The sequence below is a fragment of the Natrinema hispanicum genome, assembly GCF_900111485.1.
Classification (GTDB): Archaea; Halobacteriota; Halobacteria; order Halobacteriales; family Natrialbaceae; genus Natrinema; species Natrinema hispanicum_A.
Genome location: NZ_FOIC01000005.1, coordinates 144794 through 170425, shown reverse-complemented (window position 1 = coordinate 170425; position 25632 = coordinate 144794). Strand labels below are relative to the sequence as shown.

Below are 25632 nucleotides of genomic sequence, written 5' to 3'. Positions count from 1 at the left end.
GCTGCCATTTTCCGAGACACCGACGCGAACGACAGCGTTCGCTACCGTCTGTGCACGGGCTCGAGCCCCGATCGGCTCGCCGCCTCGAGACCGTCAGCGAACCGTCGTGACTGGGACTGGCGAGTGTCGAACGACGACTTCGGCGACGCTGCCGAGCAGGAGCCGCGCGACGCCGGATCGGCCGTGGCTGCCGATGACGACGTGATCGACGGCGTCGCGCTCGGCAACTGAGAGGATCTCCTGGGCTGGCGTCCCCGTTCGCGTCTCAGTGTCGATGTCGACGCCGTGGTCAGCCGCGATGGCTTCGGCGGCGGCCAGCCGATCGGCGGTATCGTCCAGCAGCTCACGGCGCTCGGCACTTGGGACGGCGTCGTCCGCGGTGTTCGGAATGTACGGCAACGAGGTCGTATCGGCGGCAGTCACCACGACGAACTCGCCGTCGGGAAACAACTCGAACGCGTAGGCGAGTGCGTCGCGAGCGGGCTCTGAGTCGTCGAACGGGACCAGGATCCGCAGTGGCATGGTATCCCGACGTCCACGCGCGATGTCTTCAGTTTGGGTCCGTCAACTGCATCGTATTGTGCTCACAGCGCGAGGTAGGGGCCGACCGCCAGAAGAACGACACCCAGCGCGACTTTCAGCTTCTCGGGGTCGACAACGTGTGCAACGCGCCAGCCGACGATGACGCCGAGCAACAGCGGCGTGCCGACGACGACCGCGAGCGAGACGAGGACGTTTCCCTGCAGGAAATAGCCCGAGGCCGCAACCGTCGCGATAAAGATCGACTGGACCTGCGCGACGGCGACGGCGAGCAACATCGGAACGCCGACGAGCACCAGCGCGGGGACGGCAAGCACCGGGCCGCCGATACCCAAGAGGCCACTGGCGATCCCAAGGACGAACCCGAGCCCGGCGAGTACCGCTTGCCCGGGGCGGGTCAACGGCTCGAGGTCGTAGATCGGACTAAACCCCCGACGTTCGCGATAGAGGATGGTCCCGCCGACGGCCATCGCGACGCCGCCGAGCAGGAACCCGAACAGCGACCGCGGAACGAACGGGTTTACCGACGCGCCGACGAGTGCGCCGAGGACGCTCGCACCGCTGAGGACGACCGCGATCGCGCGGCTCTCGCCGGTTTTCATCTCCCCGGAGTGGCGGTAGGCCGCGCTACCGACGAGCCCAGTGACGATGAACGTGGCGTGGGCGGTGCCGGCGACCTGACTCGAGGCAAGCGGCGTCAGCGAGTAGAGTGCGATCGTCACGAAGATCCCGCCGGGACCGATAGTGGTGATGCCGATCCCCGAAAAGAACGCGATCGAGACGAGCAACAGGATCAGCGAGAGACCGAGATCGAGTGCGATCATCTCTTTCACGACGTGTGTTGTCCGACGTGTGTTGTCATTCCATGCCGTCTCACTCCACCGTTCTGCTTGCTCCGATCGGACGACGCGGGTATCGCACACGAGTCCGTCACTCGCAGCTGCTCGAGTAAACGGGTTGACTGCCGTTAGAGGATAGACAGAATCGTTTCGTAGAGCGACCGGACGGTCAGGAGGCTCCCGACGAGCAGGACGAGTCCCGCCGCGATGAACGCGGCGTTTTCGTACCAGTCGACGTCGTGAAACCTGTTGACGGCACCGATGAGCGCGAAGACGGTGACCGGAAGGCCGATCGCACCGTTGACGGCCGGCATGATGATCGCCATTTCGACCGGCCCGAAACCAGTGTAGATGAGCATCGGAAGCGCGGTGACCGCCGAGAGGACGATCAGCGCGATGACGGTTCGTCGGAACGCGGAATCACCGAAGACCGTGTCTCGCCCGAGCGCCTGTGGCACCATAAAGCCGGCTCCGAACAGCGTTCCGGTGGCCGAGGAGATCGAGGCGAGAAACGCCGCGAGGATGAACACCACGAGCGCGTACTCGCCGAGGATCGACGCGAGCGGTTTTCCAGGGGTCGTCAACGACATCTCACCGCCGGAGAGCGTGACCGCCGAGACGATCATCACGAAGCTGCCGATGACGAGCGTCGTCGCGATCCCCGCGGCGTTGTCCCGACGGTACTCCCAGATGTCGGTCCACTCCTTGGTCGGCTGGATACTCGACTGAATGAAGAAATTCGGCCAGTAGACCGTCGTTCCAAGCAGGGCGATGACCGCGGTGAGATAACCGATCTCGGTCTGCAGGATCGGTTGCAGACCGGCCGCGACCGACTGCCACGGCACATCGAGGCCGAGTAGCAACAGGCCATACGAACTGAACACGGCGAACACCATCGCGGCGATCGCCGCTTCGATCCGGTCGTAGACCTTCATCTGGACGATAGCGATACCGATCCCGGCAGCGAGGACGATCCCGACGAGGACGTTGTCGAGACCGGGGATCAGCCAGGCCAGGGCCGCACCCGCGACCGCGTAGTTCGAGACGGCCCACAGTCCGGACATCAGTGAGATACCGATCAGTAGCGTCGAGCCACCGATCGGGAGCGCGTCAGCGATGTAGTCGGCAAGCGGTTCGTCGGCCACGGCGAGTCGTGCGCTCATGTCGTGCAGCGCGATGTCGACGAGGAAGGCAAGCGGTAGCACCCATAATAAGGAGTACGCGAAGTTCGCGCCCGTGTCGGCGAGGATGTAGACCGATCCCGCACCGAAGACGTTGGCAGCGAACAGTACGCCCAGTCCGTACCTGTAGAGAGCGCCGTGGATCACTTCACCGCCGGGGACTGCGTCGACGACTGCCGATGTCGACGTGGACGCCGACGCGGACTGTTCGCTCACACGTGCCCACCTCCTGCATCGATTCCAGTGGTGGTTTCATCAGCGGATCGCTGTCGGATCGGACGCGAGGCGAACCCGGTCCCTGAAACGGCCGCTGCGAGGCTGGCACCGAGTTCGCATCGATGAATTTTCTCGCTTGCCGGTTCGACAGGAACGGCCACCGCGGTACTATGGGTATGGGGTTTCATCTCTGGGAGTTTCGAAAAGCAGCTGGTGTCTCGCCTCCTCGAGTTTGCGAACGCTGGATTTCGAGGAGGCCCGAACAGCGTGCTGACATCTGTTTGCTATCGTCCGAAGCGCGATACCGGAAGCAACAGCCGGGAGTCGGTTGAGTGAAAAGCTTGAGATGGCAGACGCCCAGTCAGATAGCTGGTGTGGGTAATATCGTATTACCCCGAAACCGAACCCGGAGTGGCAGCGATGATGACTCGAGTAACACAGTACCGGCAGCACTACCGAATACGAGTGCCCGATGAATCCAGCTTCGAATATCCGATTACGACCGCCGACAGCTCATCGGCGCTGCCGAGTGTCACGATCTCAGTAACTCTCTCATGGCAGACGAAGTTGCCTTCAGACCAAGACCTATACATTTCTATCCATTACCCGAGGTGAAGACCTCTGCCAATGCAAGGACAATCTCAGCAGCAGGCCTACGATCGGGGAATCACCATTTTCTCCCCTGACGGACGTCTCTATCAGGTCGAGTACGCACGCGAGGCAGTCAAACGCGGCACCGCGAGTGTCGGTCTCCGCACACCTGACGGCGTCGTCCTCGCCGCCAACCGACGGGTCAGCTCGCCGCTTATGGAACGCTCGAGCGTCGAGAAGATCCACAAGGCCGACGACCACGTCGGCGTCGCAAGCGCCGGCCACGTCGCCGACGCGCGCCAACTCGTCGACCTCGCGCGGCGGCGCGCACAGGGCGAACAGCTCCGCTACGGCCAGCAGATCGGCGTCGAGACGCTGACCCGATCGATCACGGATCACATCCAGGAGTACACCCAGACCGGCGGCGCACGACCCTTTGGTGTCGCGTTGCTCGTCGGCGGGATCGACGACGGCGAGCCGAAACTGTTCGAGACCGATCCCTCGGGGACGGACTACGAGTGGCAGGCAGCCGCCATCGGCGGCGACCGCGACGTCATTCAGGGCTATCTCGAGGACAACTACCACGAGGAACTCGACGTCGACGGCGGCATCGAGCTCGCCGTGCGCGCACTCAGCGAACCCGAAGACGAGGTCGTCGCCGCCGAGGACGTCGACGTCGCGACGATCACGACTGACGACGAGGCGTTCAGTTCGGTCTCTGTCGACCGCCTCGATTCGATCATCGCGGAGTTCGACGCGGAGGAGACGGATGAGTAATTGGACACAGGGAACTGACCCATCGCCGTACGAGCCCGAACTGGGGTCGCTGCCCAACGGCAGCCAGCGCGACGAGCACGACGAAACTGTCGCCAAGACGGGGACGACGACCATCGGCATCACGACCGACGAGGGCGTCGTCATCGCGACGGACATGCGCGCCAGCCTCGGCGGGCGGTTCGTCTCGAACAAGAACGTCCAGAAGGTCGAACAGATTCATCCGACCGGTGCGTTGACGCTCGTCGGCTCGGTTGGCGGCGCACAATCGTTCATCCGCACGTTGCGCTCTGAGGTCGACCTCTACGAAGCTCGACGCGGCGAGTCGATGGACATCGAGGCACTGGCGACGCTGGCCGGTAACTTCGCCCGTGGCGGTCCGTTCCGGGCGATCAACCCCATCCTCGGCGGCGTCGACGACGAGGGGAGCCACGTCTACAGCATCGACCCTGCCGGCGGCGTCATGGAAGACGACTACACCGTCACTGGCTCCGGGATGCAACTGGCCTACGGCCTGCTCGAGCAGGAGTACGAAGACGACCTCTCGCTCGAGGACGCCAAGTCCATCGCGGCCCGCGCGATCAAATCGGCCGTCGAGCGCGACACCGGCTCCGGGAACGGTGTCTTCCTCGCGGAGATCACCGACGAGGGAGTCGAGATTCACGGCCACAAGTCGTTCGACGCGCTCCTGTAGCGGGCTGGCCGTCGGAGGCCCTTTGGAGGCCGTCGTATGACGGCTCGCGCTCGCGCGCGTACACGTGACTTTTATTAGGGCCGGTCTACTACCCGAAAGCAGGTTTTACATGTCCCAGGAAAGCGAGTACGGAGCCGGGCAGATCCAGGTCTTAGAGGGCCTGGAAGCTGTGCGAAAGCGACCGGCGATGTACATCGGCTCTACCGATTCTCGAGGGCTGCACCACCTCGTCTACGAAGTGGTCGACAACTCGATCGACGAGGCGTTGGCCGGCTACTGTGACGACATCACCGTCACCATCCACGAGGATGGTTCGGTGAGCGTCGCAGACGATGGCCGCGGCATCCCCGTCGACACACACGAGGAGTACGACCGCCCCGCACTCGAGGTCATTCTGACTGTCCTCCACGCCGGCGGCAAGTTCGACAACAAGTCCTACCAGGTCTCCGGCGGTCTCCACGGCGTCGGCGTCTCGGTCGTCAACGCTCTCTCCGAACGACTCGAGGCCAAGGTCAAACGTAACGACGGTGTCTTCCGTCACGCCTTCGAAGCGGGCGAGCCCGCCGGCGACATGGAGCGGGTCCGTGAGATGGAGCCTGACGAGGAGACCGGCACCGAGATTCGGTTCTGGCCCGACACGGGCATCTTCGAGACCGGCGAGTTCACGTTCTCGACGCTGTCGAACCGACTCCGAGAACTGGCCTTCCTCAACTCGGGCGTCCGTATCACGCTCCGTGACGAACGCGAGGACGAGCCCGTCGCCGAGACCTACGAGTACGACGGCGGCATCCGCGAGTTCGTCGAGTATTTAAACGAGACGCGCTCGGCGATGCACGACGACGTCATCTACTTCGCCGACGAAGACCAGAACATTCAGGTCGAAGTCGCGATGCAGGCCACCGAGGAACTGCAGGGCTCGATCCACGCCTTCGCGAACAATATCAACACCCGCGAGGGCGGGACCCACCTCACCGGGTTCAAGACCGCCCTGACGCGGACGGTCAACGACTACGCCAACGAGAACGACCTCCTCTCTGATCTCGATAACAATCTCAAAGGTGAGGACATCCGCGAGGGGCTCACGGCAGTCATCTCGATCAAACACCCCGATCCCCAGTTCGAGGGCCAGACCAAGACGAAACTCGGCAACTCGGAAGTCCGCGGGATCGTCGAGAGTGCCATGCACGAGGGGCTTGGCACCTACTTCGAGGAACACCCCGACACCGCTGAGGCAATCGTTACCAAGGCTGTCGAGGCCGCGAAAGCCCGCATGGCCGCCCAAAAGGCCGAGGAACTCACACGGCGCAAATCCGCCCTTGAGTCAACGTCGCTGCCCGGCAAACTCGCGGACTGCCAGACGAAAGATCCAGACGAGGCCGAACTGTTCATCGCGGAGGGCGACTCCGCAGGCGGCAGCGCGAAACAGGCTCGCAACCCCGAGTTCCAGGCCGTCCTCCCCATCAAAGGGAAGATTCTGAACGTCGAGAAACACCGGCTCGATCGCATCTTAGAGAACGACGAGATCCGGAACATGATCACCGCGATTGGTGCAGGGATCGGTGACGAGTTCGACGTCGACGACGTCCGCTACAAGAAGATCATCATGGCGACCGACGCCGACGTCGACGGCGCACACATCCGGACGCTCCTGTTGACGTTCTTCTACCGGCACATGCGCCCGCTGCTCGAGGGTGGCTACGTCTATGCAACCCAGCCGCCGCTCTACCGTATCCGGTACCGTGGCGAGACCTACGACGCGATGACTGACGCCGAACGCGACCGGATCGTCGAGGAGAAATGCGACGGCAACCCCTCCCAGGTCCAGCGGTTCAAGGGGCTTGGCGAGATGAACCCCGAACAGCTCTGGGAGACGACGATGAACCCCGACAACCGCATCCTCAAGCAGATCACGATCGAGGACGCGGCGGCGGCGGACAAGATGTTCTCCGTCCTGATGGGCGACGCCGTCGAACCCCGCAAGCAGTTCATCAAGGAGAACGCGCCGGAAGCCGAGTGGATCGATATCTAGCAGGTTTGAGGTGACTACATGAGTTCAGACGTACCCGATCCGACAGACGTAGAGGCACGAGCGGTAGAGAACGTCCGCATCGAGGACGAGATGGAGCAGAGCTACATCGACTACGCGATGTCCGTCATCGCTGGTCGTGCGCTCCCACGCGTCGAGGACGGCTTAAAGCCCGTTCACCGGCGCATCCTCTATGCGATGCACGAGATGGGAGTCTCGAGTGGCTCGAGCCACCGGAAATCGTCCTCGATCGTCGGGGAGACGATGGGGGATTACCACCCACACGGCGACAGCGCGATCTATGACACGTTGGTCCGGATGGCCCAGGACTTCTCGATGCGCTACCCCCTCGTGGACGGCCAGGGGAACTTCGGCTCGATGGACGGCGATCCGGCCGCTGCACAGCGATACACTGAGGCTCGGATGTCGCCCATTTCCGAGGAGTTGCTTGCGGACATCGAGAAGGATACGGTTGACTTCTCCTCGAACTACGACGACCGTCTGCAGGAACCCGACGTGCTCCCGGCGGCATTTCCCAACCTGCTGGTCAACGGCTCCTCGGGGATCGCGGTCGGGATGTCGACGAACATTCCGCCCCACAATCTGGGGGAGGTCATCGACGCGACCATCGAGCTGATCGACGACCCCGACGCGACCGTCGACGACCTGATGGACCACGTCAAGGGACCGGACTTCCCGACGGGCGCGAACATCGTCGGCCGCGACGCCATCTACTCGGCGTACAAGACCGGCCGCGGCCGCATCCGCGTTCGTGCCGAATACGAGGTCGAGGAGTGGAAGAACGGCCGCGAGCGCATCGTCGTCACCGAACTCCCCTTCCAAGCTAACAAGGCCCGACTCGTCGAGCGCATCGCCGAGGACGTCAACGAGGGCGAGATCGAGGGCATCACGGACCTGCGCGACGAGTCCGACCGCGACGGCGTCCGCATCGTCATCGAACTCAACCGCGGCGCGAACGCGGATGTCGTCGAGAACAAACTACTCGAGAACCACTTAGAGCGAACGTTCGGCGTCATCAACCTCGCGCTAGTCGACGGTCAGCCCCGGGTGCTCTCGCTCAAGGAAACGCTCGAGGAGTACGTCGCGCATCGCCGCGAGGTCGTTCGCCGGCGCAGCGAGTACGATCTCGCGGAGGCCGAAGATCGCGCGCACATTCTCGAGGGGCGGCTGACGGCCGTCGAGAACGCCGAGGACGTGGTCGAGCTGATCCGCGACAGCGAGAATCGATCGGCCGCGAAGGAGAACCTCCAAGAGACCTACGACTTCTCGACGGACCAGGCCGACCACATCGTCCGGATGCAACTGGGCAGCCTCACCTCGATGGAGGCCGCCGAAATCGAGGACGAGTACGAGGAGGTCCAGGCCGAGATCGAACGCCTGACGGAGATCCTGGAAAGCGAGTCGGAGTTACTCAGCGTCATCAAGGACGAACTCCGCGAGATCAAAGCCGAGTACGGCGACGAGCGTCGAACCTCGATTATTGAAGACCAGGGGACGGTCACTCACGAGGACCTCATCCCCGAAGAGGAGGTGTTCGTGGTCATGACCGAAGACGACTACGTCAAGCGGATGCCGATCGACCAGTTCGATCCCCAGGGCCGGGGCGGCAAGGGCATCATCGGCGCGGACGTCAAGGAAGACGACCGCGTCGCGACGGTCTTCCGAGCCAACACCCACGACTACCTGCTGTGCTTTACGAATCAGGGTGAGGTCTACCGGCTCAAGACCTACGAGATCCCCGAGATGGGCCGGACGGCCCGCGGCAAATCCGCGGTCAACATCCTCGATCTCGATCCCGGTGAAGACATCACGGCTATCGTCGACACCGACGCCTTCAGCGACGACGAGTTCGTGACGATGGTCACTCGTAACGGCTACGTCAAGCGCACTGCCGGCGCGGAGTTCGACAACATCCTCTCGACGGGGATCATCGCGGCCGACTTAGAGGAGGACGACGAACTCGTCGACGTGGAAGTCACCGACGGCTCGCAGGATCTCGTCATCGCGACCGAAGATGGCATGACGATCCGCTTCGACGAAGACGAGGTCCGCCCGATGGGGCGCAACGCCCGCGGTGTCAACGGCATCAAACTGCAAGCCGGCGACGCCGTGGCGGGACTGGTCGCGACCGACGAGGACGACGGACAGGCGCTGCTGACCGTGACCGAGAACGGCTACGGCAAGCGGACGCCCCTCGCGGAGTATAGCACCCAGTCACGCTACGGCAAGGGGCTGATCGACATCAAGACCGGCGATCGAAACGGCCCCGTGACGGCCGTCAAGGCGGTCGATCCGGACGATGGACTCGTGATGATGAGCGAGCGCGGCCAGATCGTCCGGACGCGTGTCGACGAGATCTCGACTGTCGGCCGTAACACGATGGGTGTGATCGTGATGGACGTCGAAGACGGCGACGCGGTCGCAAGCGTCGACGTGATTCCGGCTGCGACCGCTGATGGGGACGCAGACACCGACGCGCTCGAGTAAATCTCGCCGCAGTTCGTCCACCGTCTCGACTCGAAACCAGTTTTTGCCGATCAGTCATCGACCGAGCGCAGACGCTAGCAGAAGAAGCGAGGTGAGAGCCGCCGATCGCCGCTCAGTGGGACGGCTCTTCGGTCGGGGCGACCATATCGTCGATCCGGAGAATGAGGATGTTGTTCGTGTCGTCTTTGCCGTCGACGGTGCCATCGATGACGAGTTTCGAGAGCGGCGTCGGGCCGACAGTGACGGAATCGCCCTCGTGAATGTCGCTGACGCGTCCCTGCACGTGGATCTCTGCGCGGCAGAGTTCCGGATGGTGCACGCTCGAGAGGTCGATTTCCTCGATGATCGTGTCACTGACGGGTTCTCCCTCGTGTTGCAGCGGAACCGATGCGGGCTCGTCCATCTGCTGGATCTCGAGTGCTTCGTAGGCGGCGGCAGTTGGTTTGTAGCCGCCTTTCGGCCCTGGTACACCCTCTACCAGTTGGAGGGCTTTGAGACTCTGCATCTGGTTGCGGATGGTCCCGGGATTGCGGTCGACCTGCTCGGCGATATCCTCGCCTTTGATGGCGTCTTCGGATTTCTTGTGGAGGTTCGTCAGGGCGCGGAGTATTTTCTTCTGACTGGGGGTGAGTTCGATGGATGACATAGTGTTTTATTCGTATTTGGTTTCCTTAAACCCGGCGGGTGGGCCGGCTATTTTGCCAACGTTGTGACGGTTACAGCGGGAATGTGAGGGCTTTCGGATCGTCCGCCCACGGGGATACGGTTTCCTGTCACTGGGCCCCGGTGTGCCCGCGGGACGATCGCGGATACACCGGCACTGATTGACAGCAGACCGTATGAGGCGGGCATCCGTGGGGCCCCATGCGATTGCCACGGCGTCTCCGGCAGCTACGACGACGGCTGTGGTTCAGCGGGCGGCGCAACCCGGACGTGTCTGGCGACGGATTCGGGTAGCGAGACCGGTTCGTCGGCCTCGCTCGAGCACGCCGTCACCATTCCGAACGGGGCGATTTCGATGATCTCGAGGTCGACACCGGGTTCGACGCCGTGGTCGGCAAGATACGAGAGTACCTCGGGGTCGTGGTCGGCGACCTCGGCAACGGTCACGACGGCACCTTCCTCGAATTCGGTGATGGCCTCGCCGTCGGGGCGTTCCGGCGGCTCGAGGTCGGCACTCGGGATCGGTGAGCCGTGTGGGTCGACCGTCGGCTCGCCGAGTGCGTCGGCGACACGTGCCTCGAAGTTCTCGCTGATGTGATGTTCGAGGCGGTCGGCTTCCGCGTGGACTTCCGACCAGTCGTAATCGAGGTGTTCGGTGAGGTAGGCCTCGAGCAGCCGGTGATGGCGGACGATCTCGAGGGCGACGGTCTCGCCTTCGTCGGTTAGGGTCACGCCGCGATACTTCTCGCGGTCGACGAGGTCCCGTTCCTCGAGTTTGTCGAGCATGCTGGTCACCGTCGGCGACGTGACGTCCAGCTCTGCCGCGATCTCGGAGGTCTTGATCCGCTCGTCGGTCTCACGCTGGAGCTGATAGATCGCTTTGAGGTAATCCTCCATCACGTCGCTCAGCATCATGCTGTCCCGAGTTTCGACCGGTCTAACCCTAAAGCTGTCGCCACCGAATCTACTCGACGCCGATCGACACGCGTCCGCGCATCGACTGTGACTGACCACCACGACCAAACCGATCGGCGATGTAATGAACGCATGGACCGAACCGTCAGGATCATCGGCGCGCCGATGGACTACGGGGCAAACCGTCGCGGCGTCGATATGGGGCCGTCGGCGATCCGCTATGCGGGGCTGGCAGACGGCCTCGAGCGGGCAGATGTCGAGCCGATCGACGACGGCGATCTGTCGATGCCGCGGGCCGAAGAGCGAGATCCGGACGCTGACCAGCCCCACGGCGGGAACGCGAAGTTCCTCCGCGAGATCGAGGGCGTCTGTCGGCGGCTGTGCGACCGCGTCGCGGCGACGCATACCGCCGGCGAGTTCCCGCTTGTGCTGGGCGGCGACCACTCGGTCGCGATCGGGTCCCTTACTGGCTCGGCTCGGGACGTTGACCTCGGCGCGATCTGGTTCGACGCCCACGCCGACCTGAACACGCCCGAAACATCGCCAACCGGCAACGTCCATGGCATGCCACTGGCTGCGGTCCTCGGCCGCGGCGCGTTCGGCGAGATGGAATGGGCTCCCGCTCCCGGACTCCGCGAGTCGTCGGTCGTCTACGTCGGCCTCCGAAGCATCGACGACCGCGAGCGCGACTTGCTCCGGGAGAGCGAGCTAACGGCCTACACCATGTCCGATATCGACCAGCGGGGCGTCTCTGCCGTCGTCGAAGACGCTCTCGCAGTCGCGACCGACGGCACCGACGGCGTCCACGTCAGCCTCGACCTGGACTGGCTCGATCCGAAGACGGCCCCCGGCGTCGGCACGCCCGTCCGCGGCGGCGTCACCTACCGGGAAGCCCACGCCGCACTCGAGACGCTCTCTCGACGCGACGAAGCTGACGGCGTCCTCCGGTCGATGGACGTCGTCGAAGTGAATCCGATCTTAGACGAGGCAAACGAGACGGCGACGCTGGCAGCCGAACTGACCGCAAGCATGTTCGGGAAACGAATTCTCTAGGTCCCAGCCCGCCTCGAGCGCATCATTCACCGGCCGTGATGTCGTGCGAGCCGTGACCACACCGACACCGGTTCCAACAGCTTTGTATCATAGTGCTTCCCATTATGCTGTATGACTGAGAACGTTGTCGTGCTCGGAGCTGGCTATGCTGGTGCCGGCGCGATCAAAAAGCTCCAATCGGAGCTTGGCGGTACCGTACGGCTGACCTGGATCGCCGATGTCGATTATCACCTCGTGTTGCACGAATCCCACCGTGTGATCCGCGACCCCAGCGTCCGCTCGGACATTACGTTCCCGGTCGACCAGATCGCGGACCCGGCGACCCGATTCATCCAGGACGAGGTTACGGGCTTAGACGTCGACGAACAGGTCGTCGAACTCGCCGACAGCGAGCCCGTCGAGTACGACTACGTCCTCGTCGCGCTGGGCAGCCAGACCGCCTACTACGGCATCCCCGGCCTCGAGGATCACTCCCTGACGCTCAAAAGTCTCGACGACGCCCTCGAGATCCACGACGCCGTCACGGAAGCCAGTCAGGACGCGACCCGCAGCGATCCCGCACAGGTCGTCATCGGCGGTGCCGGCCTCTCCGGTATCCAGACCGCCGGCGAGATCGCCGAGTTCCGCGACCAACACCGCGCCCCCATCGAGATCCACCTCGTCGAGGCACTCGAGGAGATCTTCCCGGGCAACGATCCGGAATGTCAGCAGGCCCTGCGCGACCTGCTCGAGGAAGCCGGCGTCCGCATTCATACGGACGACCCGATCACCGAGGCAACCGCGGATCACATCGAATTCGACGAGGGCGAGCCACTCGAGCACGACGTGCTCGTCTGGACCGGCGGGATCACGGGCCGTGACGCGATGGACGAGGTCGACCTCGAGAACGAGCACAACCGCGTGACCACCCGCGCGAACTTCCAGACCTCCGACGAGCGCGTGTTCGCAGTTGGCGACTCGGCGATCATCGACCAGGGCGACCAGCCCGCACCGCCGACGGCACAGGCCGCCTGGCAGGCCGCCGAGGTCGCCGGTGAGAACATCGCTCGCGCGATCGCCAACCGTCCGCTGAAGACCTGGGAACACGAGGACAAAGGGACCGTCATCTCGGTCGGCGACAAGGCCATCGCCCACGACGTCAAGCCGGCGAAGGGCATCTCCTTGCCCGTCGACACCTTTGGCGGCCTCCCAGCGGAGAACTTGAAGAAGCTGATCGCCGCCCGCTGGATCGCCGACATCACGTCCTGGAACGAAGCCCGCAAATCCTGGTCGTCCCTGTAAGCGGCTAGACGACTGCTTGTCACCGTCTCACTATTGTTTTTCAGCCTCCGACGCTGAGCGCCTGCGGTGTCTCACTCGCCGCCGTCGCTCGTCTCATCGTCGGCGGTTCCGGCCATGGGTTCAGCCGGCACACCGGCGACCGTCGCCCCCGGCGGCACGTCACGAGTTACCAGCGAGTTCGCCGCGATACTGGCATCGTGACCGATCTCGACGCCGGGTAAGATGATCGCACCCGCCCCGATCATCGCTCGTTCGCCGACGACGACCTCGCCGGTTCGGTACTCGTCCTGTAAGAACTCGTGACAGAGAATCGTCGCGTCGTAGCCGACGATCGCGTTCGCCTCGAGCGTGATCAGGTCTGGCCAGAAGACGTCGGGCGTGGCCTCGAGCCCCCACGAGACGCCAGATCCGACCGTAACGCCGATGCGACGCAACAGCCAGCGCTTGAGCCGGAGACTGGGAGAGATCCGGACAAGCCAGACGACGATGTAGTTGATCGCAACCCGGAGTGGAGAGCGGGCGGTAGTCCAGTGGGCCAGGGAGTTGCGTGGTCCGGGCGTCGCGTGGTGTGTGACGCGCTCGTGTCGTGGCGTCGTGTCGTCGGAAGCCGTCACTGCCATACGCTTTGATGGATCGGTACATGAAACCGATCGATCGCCATGCGGTGTGCGAACGGCGCGATCCGACGGCCGATACCTAACTAGTCAGGGGATATCAATGTCCCCGTTCGTCACGGTAGCCCAGTTGTGCCTCGACCTCAGTCAACCACTCTCGACGTCGAGACGATTCACACCCTTCTCTCGAGCGGGACACGCAGGGCCGCTCTGGAGATCCTTCGTACGGTCGATCGCACGACACCCCAAGAACTGAGCCGTCAGATCGCCTCGTCGGCGCACAACTATGAAACGGCCGACGCCGGTCCCACGACCCGACGATCGATCTCCATCGCGTTGGTCCACAATCACCTCCCGCGACTCGATGCACACGATGTCGTCGACTACCGACACCAGGATAGCGTTGTCACGCCCGGTGCAAACTTCGACGACCTCGAGTCGGTTCTCGCTCGACTCGAGCACCGCGACTGACGACCACCTACGCGACGTCCCGGTCGCCCGGAACCCCGACCAGTTCCCGAAACGCGACCCCCGAGAGGTCACAGCGGTAGGCCGGCTTGAACATCATGTTCGACCCACCGGCCTGGACGTTCCACGCCGATTCGATCTCGTCGCGCAGGTAATACTGGGGGCGTTCGTTGCCGTCTGCGACGTAGTAGTCGCTGAGACGGATCGGGTCGCGCTCGAAGAGACCGCCAGGCTCCCGGCCGTCGACGATGACGACCGGTTTCTCGAGATAGAGGTCTCCGTCTCGAGCCCGCTTGGCGTGGGCGTTGTCCGGATGGGCATCGAGAATCGCTTCGCGCTCGGTTCGGGGCATATCGGGACTGACAACGGCCACGTCCTCGACGGTGAAGTAGCCGATTAGATAGCGGTGGGCGCGGTCCCCGTCCGGGCGGCGCAGCCCGGCGTAAAAGCCGACGACGTCGCCGGGCTCGAGCGCGCGCAGCCGCGAGACGTAACCGCTGGACCGGTGTTCGCCGTAGGTCAGCGCCTCGAAGTTGGGATCGCGATGGAGCGGCCACGACGCGAGGGCGTCGCCAGTGATCGTTTCGGCCCCGTCATCGACTGGCTGGGGTGTGATCCGGGTCGTGAGATCGGCGGCGACGCCGTCGTCGGCCCGTAGCTCCCACGACCCGAGCGTCTCCGTTTCTGTCGTCTCGCGCGTCTTCTCCGGGATCGGGACGTATTCGAACCGGCCGTCGTCGTACAGCGGTGCCAGCGCGCCGACGTTCGTGCTGTCGGCACCGATGCCGGCGAGAACGACTGTCATATGCGGATATACATGCCGGTCGGCGCGACGTGGCGATAAACCCGCCGAAAGCATCCCAGCGAGTCGATACCCATGCTGGTCGGTCAGCCACAGGCACGCCGTGTCATCTCTCACGCCTCGAGGCCGCTCGCCTCGGCACGGATGGGGACAGCCTCGAGAGGTACCCTTATCGGGCCAGGGGTTCCACACCCGCCTATGCGTATCACCTTTCTCGGGACGGGCAGTGCAATGCCCACGGGCGAACGGTTTCAGACGGGGATCCTCGTCCAGGAGGACGGCCGCACGCTGCTGATCGACTGTGGTGCCGGGATTCTCCAGCGACTCCAGCAGTCCGGCGTCGGCTACGAGAATGTCTCGACGGTGCTCTTAACACACCACCACCTCGATCACGTCGCCGACCTACTGCCGCTGATGAAAGCCCGCTGGCTCGCCGGCGAGGACCACATCGAGATCGTCGGCCCACAGGGTACCAAGGCGCTGGTCGACGACCTCCTCTCCGTCTACGAGTACATGCAGGACAAACTCGAGGTACAGGTTCGAGAGGTCGTCCCCGGCGAGTTCACCGTTGCGGGCTTCGACGTCTCGGCCTACGAGACGCGCCATTCGGTGCCGTGTCTGGCCTATCGCTTCGGCGATCTCTTCACGTTCAGCGGCGACAGCGAGGCCTTCGCTGGACTGGCAAACTTCGCCGAAGGATCGGCGATCTTTGCCCACGATTGTTCGTTCCCTGACGACGTCGACGTCTCGAACCATCCGACGCCCGACGCACTCGGCCGCGAACTCGCCGGCCGGGAGCTCGGCCGGGTCTATCTCACCCACCTCTATCCCCACACCGACGGCACCCACGACGAGATGCTCGAGTCGATCGCCGCCCATTACGACGGCGATGTCCGGTTCGCTGAGGACCTCCAGACGGTCTCGGTCGAGTGATCGAGCAGTCGTCCGACACGACCGATCGGCATTCCTGAGTGTCACGGGACGATGACAAAATAACCCGATTTGTCGGTGATAGACGACGGGTAGCACGCGAATAACACTGTTTTGCTGAACGTTTGGTCAGAAACGGGTCGAAAATCGCTGTTTCGGGGCTGTCGCTCGCGGCTGTCGTATTCGACGTCGTGACTGTTAGTGTAAAAATAACAACAGCTGTATACCGACTCCGTTAGTAGGATACTCACAACAGATGAGAGCGAGCACCGAGCCGAGCGACAGGTGGGGTGTGTGGCCGTGAGTCGTGCTGACCGGATCGCCGACGTGATCACGACACACTCGGCGATCGTCTTGGTCGTGCTCTTGCTCGTGACCGCCATGGTCGGTGCGGGCGCGACGATGGTCGACGACGAGTCGTCGCTCGAGCAGTACGAGAGCGACTCGCCGGAAGGGAACGCCCTCGAGTTCGCGACGGAAAACTTCGCCAGCGAGGATCAGGAAAACACGACAGCGGTTCAGGTGATCGTCAGGGGTGACGACGTCCTCTCGAAGGAGTCGTTGCGCTCCTCGCTCGAGTTTCAACAAGAACTCCGCAACGACGAGTCGATAAACTCGACACTGGTCGAAGAAGAAGCGATCGTCGGCGTCGAGAACGTCGTGGCGACGACCGCGATCCGCGAGGAGCAGGCTGATGACCTCTCCGAACGCGCGTCCGAACTCGAAGACCGGAGTGAGGAACTCAACGAGACCGCAGCCGAACTCGAACAGCGCAGGGCTGAACTCAACGAGACCGCAGCCGAACTCGAAACCCGGAGTGGGGAACTCAACGAGACCGCAGCCGAACTCGAGGCAGCGCTGAACGAAACCGTCGCGCTCGAGACGGAATCCGCGGAGCTGAACGCTTCCTTCCAGGCCGGCGATCTCTCCGAGGCGGAATACGAGCAGCAATCGGCCGCGCTCGAGGGGCAACTCGACGCGGTGTACGCGGAGGCGACGGCCGACCTCGGCGAGGAGCAGTCAGCTCAGTTTGACACAGCCATGACGAACGCGCGGGAGATTCAGTCGTCTCTCGTCGAACTCGAGCGGGCGAACGAGGCCGGAAACCTCTCCGACGCGGAATACGAGCAACGCTCGGCCGAACTCGAGGGCCAACTCGAAGACGTCTACGCCCAGGGCACGCGCGGCGTTCTCGAGGAGGACTTCGCGCAGTTGGCGGAAGATCGCGAACAGCTCCAGGACGACTTCGAGGACCTCGAAGACGACAGCGAACAGCTCCAGGACGACTTCGAAGACCTCGAGGACGATTTCGAGGAACTCGAAGACGATCGCGAAGACCTCGAAGCGGCCGACCAGCCGCCACTGGACGAACAGATCGAGCAACTCGACTCGATGAGCGAGTCCGAATACGAGGAGACGCTTACGGACGTCCTCTCGGAAGATAGCGACCGGGGCGGCGGCTTTGCCCTGCGACTCATGCCGACATCCTACGAGCCGGAGTCGACCGAGGCTGACGCACGAATGCTGGTCGTGACGCAGTCGACCGCAAGCGGGGACTTCCAAGGCCCTGGATCGGTCGACGAAGAAATTTCCAACAGCCAACTCGAGCTTCGCGACCTCGCTGATGATTACGACCAGGAGATGCTCGTCTTCGGGTCGGGGGTCATTACCGACGAGATCGACCGATCGATGGGTGACAGCTTAGCGATCGTCTCGCCGCTTGCCCTGCTGTTCGTCGTCGTCGCGCTGGTGATCGCCTACCGCGATCCGCTCGACATCGTTCTCGGGATCGCAGGCATCGCAGCGGTGTTGCTCTGGACGTTCGGCTTCATGGGCTGGGCAGATATCTCGTTCAACCAGATGTTCGTCGCCATTCCCGTGCTCCTGATCGGGCTCTCGATTGACTACGCGATTCACGTCTTTATGCGTCATCGGGAGCAACGCGAGACGCCACGCGACGCCGACGAACCGACTGACGTGCGCGGCTCGATGTCCGTCGCCCTCGCCGGCGTCGGCGTCGCGCTCGTCTGGGTGACGGCGACGACCGTCATCGGCTTCCTCTCGAACCTCGTCAGTCCGATCGGCCCGATCCGCGAGTTCGGCATCGTGAGCGCGTTCGGTATCCTCGCCGCGATGGTCGTCTTCGGCGCGTTGATCCCCGCGGCGAAAGTCGAAGTCGATTCCCGACTCGAGGCGTACGGGATCGAGCGGCGCAAGCGGGCGTTTGGCACCGGCGGCGGTCGACTCGCCGACGTACTCTCTGTCGGGGCGACCATCGCCCGGAAAGCCCCGCTGGTGGTGCTCCTCGTGACGCTGGTGGTGACCGCAGGCGGCGTCTACGGTGCGACCCAGGTCGATACCAGCTTCGACCAGGAGGACTTCCTCGCCGACAGCCCGCCTGCCTGGACGCAGGACCTTCCCGAACCGTTCCAGCCCGGCGAGTACAGCGCGAAATCCGACCTCGAGTACGTCAACGAGAACTTCCAGCGCCAGGACTCCCAGGCGCAACTGCTCGTCAGAGGTGATATAACCCACGACGAGACGCTCGAACGGGTCGCAGACGCCCAGGACGACGCCACCGACAGCGACGTGGCATACGAGTTGGCAAGCGGCGAAGCCGACGTTCGCAGCCCGCTGTCGACCATGGAGCAGGTCGCGGCCGAGAACGAATCGTTCGACGAGTCGTTCGACGAGTCAGACACCGACGATGACGGCGTTCCCGACGAAAACCTCGAGGCGCTGTACGACGACCTCTACGAGGCCGATTCCGAAGCCGCGACTAACGTACTCTACCGCACTGACGACGGCGAGTACGAGGCCCTCCAGCTAGTCGTCTCGATCCAGGGTGACGCCTCGACCGGCGAGACGACCGAGGAAATGCGCGCGATCGCGGCGGACTTCGACGACAGCGGCGATCGCTGGTCCGTGGTGGCGACCGGCGATCCGATCGTCAACCACGTCGTCGAGCAAGACCTGCTCAATACTGTCCTCGAGAGCCTGTTGATCACGCTCGTGGCCGTCTTCGTCTTCCTGACGTTGGCCTACTGGCTGACTGGCAACAGCGCGACCTTGGGCGCGGTAACGCTGCTCCCAGTGGCGCTCGCAGTCAGCTGGATCCTCGGGACGATGTACCTGATCGGGATGCCCTTTAACGTCCTGACGGGGATGATCACCAGCCTGACGATCGGGCTCGGCGTCGCCTACAGTATCCACGTCAGCGCCCGGTACACGCTCGAACTCGAGCGCCAGGGTTCGGTCTGGGACGCCATGCAGACCACGGTGACGGGAACCGGCGGCGCGTTGCTCGGCAGCGCGGCGACCACCGTCGGCGGGTTCGGCGTCCTCGCCTTTGCCATCCTGCCCGTCCTCGAGCAGTTCGGGATCATCACCGCGCTGACGATCATCTACGCGTTCATCGCGAGCGTGCTCGTCTTGCCGACCCTGCTCGTCCTCTGGACGCGGTACTTCGGCCCTGACGTTCCCTTCGAGTCGCCCGCGGCAACGGGCGCGTCCCCCGCTAGCGACGGCGGCCGCCCCGCCGACGGTACTGGTGACGAACAATGACCGACGACGAGGACGAAAACGAGAGCGAGGGCGAGGCCCTCGCCGCCTTCGAACGGCTCGGGCTCACGACCTACGAGGCGAAGGTGTTCATCGGCCTCCACCGTATCGGCTCGGGCACCGCCCGCGACGTCTCCCAGGTCGTCGACGTCCCACGATCGCAGGTGTACGGCGTCGCCGAGCGCCTCGAGGAGCGGGGCTTGCTCGAGGTCCAGCAGTCGAACCCGATCCGATACCGGCCGGTCAGCACCGACGAGGCACGCGAGCTGCTTCGTGACCGGTTTGAACGCGAACAGGACCGGGCCTTCGAGTACGTCGAGACCGTCAAACGTGAGTCGACAGGCGAGGAAACGCAGGAGGACATCTGGACGGTTCGCGGCCGCGACCAGGTCGACGACCGGACCGTCGATATCCTCTCGCAGGCAGACGAGCGGATCGTCTTCGGCACCCGGCTCCCGGAACTCGTCACCGATACGATCGAGCGAACCCTTACAGAGCGCGCCGCAGCCGGCGTCACGGTCGTCGTCGTGAGCCGAACGCCGGCAGTCCGAGACCGATTTGCCGATCTCGATGTCGTGACCGTCGAGAACCTCCCAGCCCAGCGGACGGACGACCAACGGTCGGGCCGGATCGTCATCGCCGACGACGATAGCATCCTCCTGAGTGTCGTCGGCAACGAAGGTAGCGAGACCGCAATCTGGAGTTCGGGCTCGCTGTTCGCGTCCGTCTTGATCCAGCTGCTCGAGGCCAGCGACGAACTGCAACTCGAGTAGCCCGAACCCGTGCCGGTGGCAGCCGACTACTCGAGGCGATAGCGCAACAGCGCCGCGATACCACCGAGATTGGCGAGTTGCTGCCCCGGTGGGAACTCGCTCGAGAAGACCGTCACCTCGCCGCCTTTCTGTTCGGTTGTCCGGACGATGTCGTCGATATCAATGGCCCACTCACCGTCGGGGCCGCGTTCCTGCCGGAGTCGGTCGTCGAGGACGAGCAGGCGGTCGATCGCACCGAACTCGGCAGCTTTCTCGACCTGTTCTGGGCCGTAGGCCGCCTTCGCGCCCTCGGCGATCCGCTTCGTGAGCTCGTCGATATACTCGGCCTCGCTCTCGATGCGGGTCTCTTCCTGAACGTCCGCGACGGCCCCGCGTTTCAGAACTTCGTGGACGCCGCGGTCGCCGACGGCTGCCGTGTCGACCATCGTAATGAGATCGGCGACCTCGGGTTCGTTGTCTTCGAGATACTTGTAGGCGTCTTGTTTCGTAAAGCCGGGGCCGGCGAGAATGATTGCGTCGACCTCGAGGCGTTTGAGAACCTCGCCGAGTTCCGCGAACAGCTCCGAGCGCTCGCGGGCGTACTCGCCCTTGCCGGTCGGACCGGTAAACGCCGCTCGCTCTTCGGTGCCGTACTGGGCGACTGTGTGGACGTGGGCCTGGCCCTCCTCGACGGTCGCGATCGCAACGTCGGGGTTTTCGGTGGCTTCCTCGGCTTCCTCGAGACGGGCCTTCTGATCCGGTTTGAACCGCTTCTCGATGGAGAGTTCTTCGCGGGTTTCGACGTTCAACGTGTGATGAAAGCCCAATTGATCCTCGCGCGAGCAGGCGACGATCTCGCCGCCGACCCGCAGTCGGTTGGCGAACTTGTGAAACTCGATGTCTTCGACGGCGATCGCGACCCACATGTGTTCGCGCTCGCCGCCGGTATCGCGCATCTGGTCGTCGTTGCGCTGGATCCGCCGGGTCGTATCGCCTGCGACGCGGTCGCCGGGCTCTAAGACGTACTGCAGGTGCCAGAGATCGTCGACGCTCTCGGGGACGACGGTGATCCGCTCGCGGCCGCCCTCGACCTGCTCCCGGTCTTTGATCTGCATGGCCGTGGCTTTGCGCGGCCGCGGTAAGTGGACTGCGATCGGTGGTCCAGGGTCCCGACCTGTTCGCTACACCCGTGCCTTCGTCGTCGGGGAATCGAGCACTCGATCACTGATCCGCGACAGTCACGTTATTTGCAACCTATTGACATAGGTAGGGCATGTCACTATCCACGTCGCACGTGTCCGTCTGAGTATGAACGTTGGATACACAACGCGGCTCGAAGACTTCGGTGCGCGATCGCTCGTGACACACACGATCATGGGATTGACATTTCTCGGGGCTATGGTCTCGGGGCTGTTCATCGACGGACAGCTCGGCCTCGTCTCGTTCGTCGCGTTTCTCAACTTCACCGCTGGCATGTGGATCGCACAGTCGGTTCACTCCCTCGGAAACGCACAGACCGACGATTCGTACACCGGAATCCTGGGCATCGTGGCGGTGTTGGTCGATACGACCGGCGAGAAGCGCTACCACGGCCTCGATACCGGACGACTCGCCCGCCTGCTCACGCTGATCGCGCTCGTGACGTCAGTCTCGCTGTTCGTCGCCGGCGAAGTCCTTACCGGCGTTCTGGCCCCAGTCGGAACCGTGGCTATCGCCGCCGTCGCCCTCGTGACCGCGATGGTCGGATTCCTGATCGCCATGAGCTCGGCCTACGACGCGTCTGAACGCGAGGCGACTCGACAGGTCGACCGCGATCATGACCGCATCGAGACCGGAGACCCTAGACAGCCGACCATCGAACTCGAGGACGGTACCGACATCGAAATCTCGGTTCGCGAGTCACACGTCGACGAACCGGCGACCGAGTCCCGGTAGCCGACAGGACACTCCACGCTGTCGCTCGAGCGGCCGGCTCGGAACGCGGTCCGAACCGAGGTGTCCGTTCGAGCGACACTCGAGTGCGTTGGTGAACCTGGTCGATACCGCGGCCCCGCCATCGGTTCGATCGCCGAGACGTCGGCGTAGAGCATCGATGTGGCGTGGAGCCTGAGAGTCGATTCCGCCCGGAGGTTGCTAGCTTTATGATGGTGACCGATGCCTCGGATACGTGAGGGCCGACCCGAGGCCGAGACACACAATGACAGACTCGAGCACGGAGTTTCCAGCGCCAGTCCGGATCGAGGTGTTCGTCCACGCCCACACGTCCGCGGCTGTCGTGGAGCCGCTCAAAGACCTCGTCGCGCGCGCACGCCGGCTCGAGGACGCAATCGGCGCTGCCGTCCACGTCGAGACCTGGACGGCGGTGCGACCCGCACTCGAAGAACTCAGCGATTCAGGGCCGTCGATAACGGGCACCGTCGAGGCGTTCCAGTCGTGGGCCGACCAGGAAGGCTACGACCTCGAGCCAGCGTTCGACTGGCGTGAAACGCCCTCGGTGACCGGTCATCGGGCTGCCGAAGTTCGCGTCCCAACCGCGTGCGTCGCCGTCTATGCTGACGGTGATCTCCAGTGTGTTGCTCCCTGTACCGACGGCGACCGTAGCTACACCGTCATGGACTGTCTCGCCAGACTCGAGGAGGGCGTCATCGAGCCCGAGCCGCTCGACACGCGAGAGCGAACCGACGTCTCGCGTGGCGCATCCGACAGCGACGAGTCCGCCCAGAATGCCGAGCGATACGCTCGATCTGAGGAACTCGAGTAGCAGTCGCGTTCGAACGCCGTCTCGAGCCGGCAGTGGGAGCCGGACTCGGTCGGCGCGTCCGATCGGCCCTCTGTGCCGGCATCGCGACCGTCGCCGTCGATCGACGTCACTGTCGATCCTCCCGGAGTTCCTACGATCGATCCCGGGAGAGCGCCGCGTCTCAGTCGCCCTTGATCCGGCTCCCGCCCGGCGGCATGAAGTGTTGGATTCGGTCGGGGCTGGCGATCTTGCGGACGAACGACTCGTCTTCGAATTGCTCGCGGAATCGGCGATAGAGCCGTTTCGCGGTATCGGCCTGTGCGTACCGACCGGGCTCGAGTTCGATCATCGTCTCCACCCGGTCTTCGATGGCCGACGGCGGGCCGCCGATCACGCGGGTGTACGGCTCACACTGGATGCCGACGGCTGCGCCGACCGGCGTATCTCGGTAGTAGGTCCGGTCGCCGCGGATCGCGAACCCGCCCTTCTCTAAGTACTCGCCGCTCTCGGGGGTCTTCGTGACCTGATCGGCGTCGACGGCGTAAACGTCGCCCGCGTAGCGGCCGTCCTTCCAGACCGACGAGTAGGAGACGGCAAACTGGGCAGCCTCCTCGATGCTCGAGTCGGGGAGTTCGATGTCGCTCGAGGACGCCTCGCTCGGGTCGGTCGCCTTCAGGACGGTGACGGGGCCGCCGTGGGCCTGCGTGTGGAGGACTTTGTCGCCGGGCTCGAGATACTTCTTGACGAGTTCCTCGTTCTGGTCGGCGTTGCGGCCGCCGATCACGAGGTAGCCGTCGCTGGTGTGGAACCAGCGGAAGCGATCGAACCAGGGTTCGTTCTCGCGGATCGGAATGGACGGCTCGGCGAGCCAGTCGCGCTGTTCTGTGTCGCCTTCTTCGTCTTCGCCGTCCTTGCCCGTGTCCTCGCGCTCGGTTGCCTCCCACTCGTCGCGACGACGCTTGGCGTCTTCTAAGTCCTCGCGGGTGTCCTCGATGGCCGCAAGCGCGCCCTCCTTTTTCTCCTCGACGCGTTTGGCCTCCGTGTAGAGTCGGTCGGCGTTCTGTTCGACGCCCTGCTCAACGACAAGGTCGATCCGCTCGCCGTCGAGGTCAACTGTCACCGTCCCCTCGCTGCCGTCGACGTCGACAACCGCTTCGGCGGCTTCGATACCCTGCTCGGCACCGGCCTCGAATCGTTCGCGGATCTCGTCCCACGGCCGGTCCTGCGCGCGGGCCTCTTGAATCGTCGAGAGGATCTCGTCGACCAGTCCGTACTCGGCGTAGAGCAGTTCGGCCTGCTCGCGCAACGCATCAGCTTCCTGTTCGAACCCCTCGATCGCGCCCTGCTGTTGCTCGATGATGCGCTCGTATTTCGCGATCTCCGAGTCGAAGTCCGGCCGCTGCTCGGTCGGCTCCGGCTCTTCGTCCTCGCCGAGTTCGAGCTGGAAGAAATAGTCGTCCAGCGCCTCGAGGAACGTCTCGTAACGCTCACCGTCGAGGTCGGCGTGTTCCTCGAGCGGGAACGGGGTGACGTCGACGACCTGGCCCTCGCTTGCCTCGCCGTCTCCGTCGTCCGCGTCGTCGCGCTCGCGGTAGAGTCGCGGCTCGAAGTTCCCGTTTCGAATATCGAGTGCCAGCCGTTCGATGGCCTCGTAGACGCGGTCGTACACCGCCTCGTCGGCGTCGGCGATGTCCAGTCCCTTCTCGACGCCAGCGCGGGTACAGACCTCCTCGGCGTAGAGGCCACCGAAGTTGAGCTGGGTCGCAAGCGTCCGGACGACGTCCGTATCGGAGTCGTCCATCTCGTGGTCGAACGCCTCTCGGGAGACCGTCAGTGGGTTCGTCCGGGACTCGGGGAACTCGTAGCGCGAGCCCGGGACGACAGTTCGGGATTTCAACCGGACCGTCTCGAGACAGTCGATCACTTCGTACTCGCCGTCGGTGACCGCAACGTTGCCCTGCCCGAACAGTTCGACGATGATCCGGGTCGTCCCGTCTTCGCGCTCGAAGGTAAACTCGAGGATGCGGTCGAACTCGTACTGTTCGACGCCGGCGAAGTCCGCGCCGGACAGGCGGTTTCGCAGCATCATCGCGAACTGCGGCGGTCTACCGGGGGCGTCGGGCACCCGTTCGGGGGCGACCGTGTGCGCGCGTTTGATCTCGCCGACCTCGAGGATGAGTTCGATGCGACCGCGGTCGAAATCGCGCATCTTGAGCCGGACGAGATCGTCGCCATAGAGATAGGCCTTGTCGACCTTCGCGCCCTCGTAGGCACCGAATTCCCCGACGAGAGCGGCAAGATCGACGCTAGTGAGTTCCCGCTTTGGATCCATACTGCACACTGCCCGGCCCGGTCAAAAAGACGTGTCGCTCCGGCCCCCGCCATCCGAGGTCGGAACGCCTAATCCGCGCCGGCACGCACCTGCTGTTATGACCCACGCCGTCGGTGGACAGCCACACGAGCTCGCTGCTACGGTATCGCGTG

General features: G+C 63.9%; 21 protein-coding genes. 12 read left to right on the top strand and 9 right to left on the bottom strand.

The window, feature by feature from the left end; translation table 11 throughout:
- Window positions 1-93: 93 nt before the first annotated feature.
- The 3 genes from BSG09_RS07200 to BSG09_RS07190 form a co-directional block, all read right to left on the bottom strand.
- The gene (locus BSG09_RS07200) at window positions 94-522 is read right to left on the bottom strand and encodes a universal stress protein (RefSeq protein WP_092931608.1); all 429 of its coding nucleotides are present in this window, start codon (window positions 520-522) and stop codon (window positions 94-96) included.
- 62 nt (window positions 523-584) lie between these two features.
- Window positions 585-1364, bottom strand: coding sequence for a sulfite exporter TauE/SafE family protein (locus BSG09_RS07195; RefSeq protein ID WP_092931759.1), 780 nt, complete (start codon window positions 1362-1364; stop codon window positions 585-587).
- 143 nt (window positions 1365-1507) lie between these two features.
- A complete protein-coding gene (locus tag BSG09_RS07190) occupies window positions 1508-2776 on the bottom strand; it encodes an NRAMP family divalent metal transporter (protein ID WP_092931606.1) in 1269 nt (422 codons plus the stop codon).
- A gap of 627 nt (window positions 2777-3403) precedes the next feature.
- Here BSG09_RS07190 and psmA point away from each other — a divergent pair.
- The 4 genes from psmA (at window position 3404) to gyrA (ending at window position 9369) form a co-directional block, all read left to right on the top strand.
- Window positions 3404-4144, top strand: coding sequence for an archaeal proteasome endopeptidase complex subunit alpha (gene psmA / locus BSG09_RS07185; RefSeq protein ID WP_092931604.1), 741 nt, complete (start codon window positions 3404-3406; stop codon window positions 4142-4144).
- The gene (psmB, locus tag BSG09_RS07180) at window positions 4137-4835 is read left to right on the top strand and encodes an archaeal proteasome endopeptidase complex subunit beta (RefSeq protein ID WP_092931602.1); all 699 of its coding nucleotides are present in this window, start codon (window positions 4137-4139) and stop codon (window positions 4833-4835) included. The genes psmA and psmB overlap by 8 nt, the downstream gene beginning before the upstream one ends.
- A 109-nt stretch (window positions 4836-4944) precedes the next feature.
- Window positions 4945-6864, top strand: coding sequence for a DNA topoisomerase (ATP-hydrolyzing) subunit B (gene gyrB / locus BSG09_RS07175; protein ID WP_092931600.1), 1920 nt, complete (start codon window positions 4945-4947; stop codon window positions 6862-6864).
- An 18-nt stretch (window positions 6865-6882) separates the two neighbouring features.
- Window positions 6883-9369 (top strand): DNA gyrase subunit A, encoded by a 2487-nt coding sequence (gene gyrA, locus BSG09_RS07170; protein WP_092931598.1) that lies wholly within the window; start codon window positions 6883-6885, stop codon window positions 9367-9369.
- A gap of 112 nt (window positions 9370-9481) precedes the next feature.
- Here gyrA and BSG09_RS07165 read toward each other — a convergent pair whose 3' ends face one another.
- Together BSG09_RS07165 and BSG09_RS07160 are read right to left on the bottom strand one after the other, a co-directional pair.
- The gene (locus BSG09_RS07165) at window positions 9482-10015 is read right to left on the bottom strand and encodes an Rrf2 family transcriptional regulator (protein WP_092931596.1); all 534 of its coding nucleotides are present in this window, start codon (window positions 10013-10015) and stop codon (window positions 9482-9484) included.
- A gap of 245 nt (window positions 10016-10260) precedes the next feature.
- A complete protein-coding gene (locus BSG09_RS07160) occupies window positions 10261-10947 on the bottom strand; it encodes a metal-dependent transcriptional regulator (protein WP_092931594.1) in 687 nt (228 codons plus the stop codon).
- 132 nt (window positions 10948-11079) lie between these two features.
- Here BSG09_RS07160 and rocF point away from each other — a divergent pair, with 132 nt between their 5' ends.
- Complete coding sequence (rocF, locus tag BSG09_RS07155; RefSeq protein ID WP_092931592.1) at window positions 11080-12000, top strand: arginase; 921 nt, start codon at window positions 11080-11082, stop codon at window positions 11998-12000.
- A 111-nt stretch (window positions 12001-12111) separates the two neighbouring features.
- Window positions 12112-13281 carry an NAD(P)/FAD-dependent oxidoreductase gene (locus BSG09_RS07150; protein WP_092931590.1) on the top strand — a complete coding sequence of 390 codons (1170 nt, stop codon included), beginning with the start codon at window positions 12112-12114 and terminating at the stop codon, window positions 13279-13281.
- Window positions 13282-13352: 71 nt separating this feature from the next.
- Here BSG09_RS07150 and BSG09_RS07145 read toward each other — a convergent pair whose 3' ends face one another.
- A complete protein-coding gene (locus BSG09_RS07145) occupies window positions 13353-13895 on the bottom strand; it encodes an acyltransferase (protein WP_092931757.1) in 543 nt (180 codons plus the stop codon).
- Window positions 13896-14027: 132 nt separating this feature from the next.
- Here BSG09_RS07145 and BSG09_RS07140 point away from each other — a divergent pair, with 132 nt between their 5' ends.
- Window positions 14028-14366: a DUF7344 domain-containing protein gene (locus BSG09_RS07140; RefSeq protein ID WP_092931588.1), complete on the top strand. Its 339-nt coding sequence runs from the start codon at window positions 14028-14030 to the stop codon at window positions 14364-14366.
- Window positions 14367-14373: 7 nt separating this feature from the next.
- Here BSG09_RS07140 and BSG09_RS07135 read toward each other — a convergent pair whose 3' ends face one another.
- The gene (locus BSG09_RS07135) at window positions 14374-15168 is read right to left on the bottom strand and encodes an Nmad3 family putative nucleotide modification protein (protein WP_092931586.1); all 795 of its coding nucleotides are present in this window, start codon (window positions 15166-15168) and stop codon (window positions 14374-14376) included.
- A gap of 195 nt (window positions 15169-15363) precedes the next feature.
- On the opposite strand from BSG09_RS07135, the gene BSG09_RS07130 reads away from it, so the two are divergent.
- The 3 genes from BSG09_RS07130 to BSG09_RS07120 all read left to right on the top strand — a co-directional run bounded on the left by BSG09_RS07130 (window position 15364) and on the right by BSG09_RS07120 (window position 20429).
- Window positions 15364-16098, top strand: coding sequence for an MBL fold metallo-hydrolase (locus BSG09_RS07130; RefSeq protein WP_092931584.1), 735 nt, complete (start codon window positions 15364-15366; stop codon window positions 16096-16098).
- Between the two features lie 297 nt (window positions 16099-16395).
- The gene (locus BSG09_RS07125) at window positions 16396-19659 is read left to right on the top strand and encodes an MMPL family transporter (protein ID WP_223174700.1); all 3264 of its coding nucleotides are present in this window, start codon (window positions 16396-16398) and stop codon (window positions 19657-19659) included.
- Complete coding sequence (locus tag BSG09_RS07120; protein ID WP_092931580.1) at window positions 19656-20429, top strand: TrmB family transcriptional regulator; 774 nt, start codon at window positions 19656-19658, stop codon at window positions 20427-20429. Before BSG09_RS07125 ends, BSG09_RS07120 begins: the two co-directional genes overlap by 4 nt.
- 26 nt (window positions 20430-20455) lie before the next feature.
- Here the strand turns inward: BSG09_RS07120 and BSG09_RS07115 are convergent, their stop codons facing one another.
- Window positions 20456-21523, bottom strand: coding sequence for an mRNA surveillance protein pelota (locus tag BSG09_RS07115; RefSeq protein ID WP_092931578.1), 1068 nt, complete (start codon window positions 21521-21523; stop codon window positions 20456-20458).
- A gap of 193 nt (window positions 21524-21716) precedes the next feature.
- On the opposite strand from BSG09_RS07115, the gene BSG09_RS07110 reads away from it, so the two are divergent.
- Complete coding sequence (locus BSG09_RS07110) at window positions 21717-22343, top strand: hypothetical protein (RefSeq protein WP_092931576.1); 627 nt, start codon at window positions 21717-21719, stop codon at window positions 22341-22343.
- Window positions 22344-22605: 262 nt separating this feature from the next.
- A complete protein-coding gene (locus BSG09_RS07105; RefSeq protein WP_092931574.1) occupies window positions 22606-23169 on the top strand; it encodes an HTH domain-containing protein in 564 nt (187 codons plus the stop codon).
- Between the two features lie 160 nt (window positions 23170-23329).
- Here the strand turns inward: BSG09_RS07105 and rqcH are convergent, their stop codons facing one another.
- Window positions 23330-25480: a ribosome rescue protein RqcH gene (gene rqcH, locus BSG09_RS07100; RefSeq protein ID WP_092931572.1), complete on the bottom strand. Its 2151-nt coding sequence runs from the start codon at window positions 25478-25480 to the stop codon at window positions 23330-23332.
- Window positions 25481-25632 lie beyond the last annotated feature (152 nt).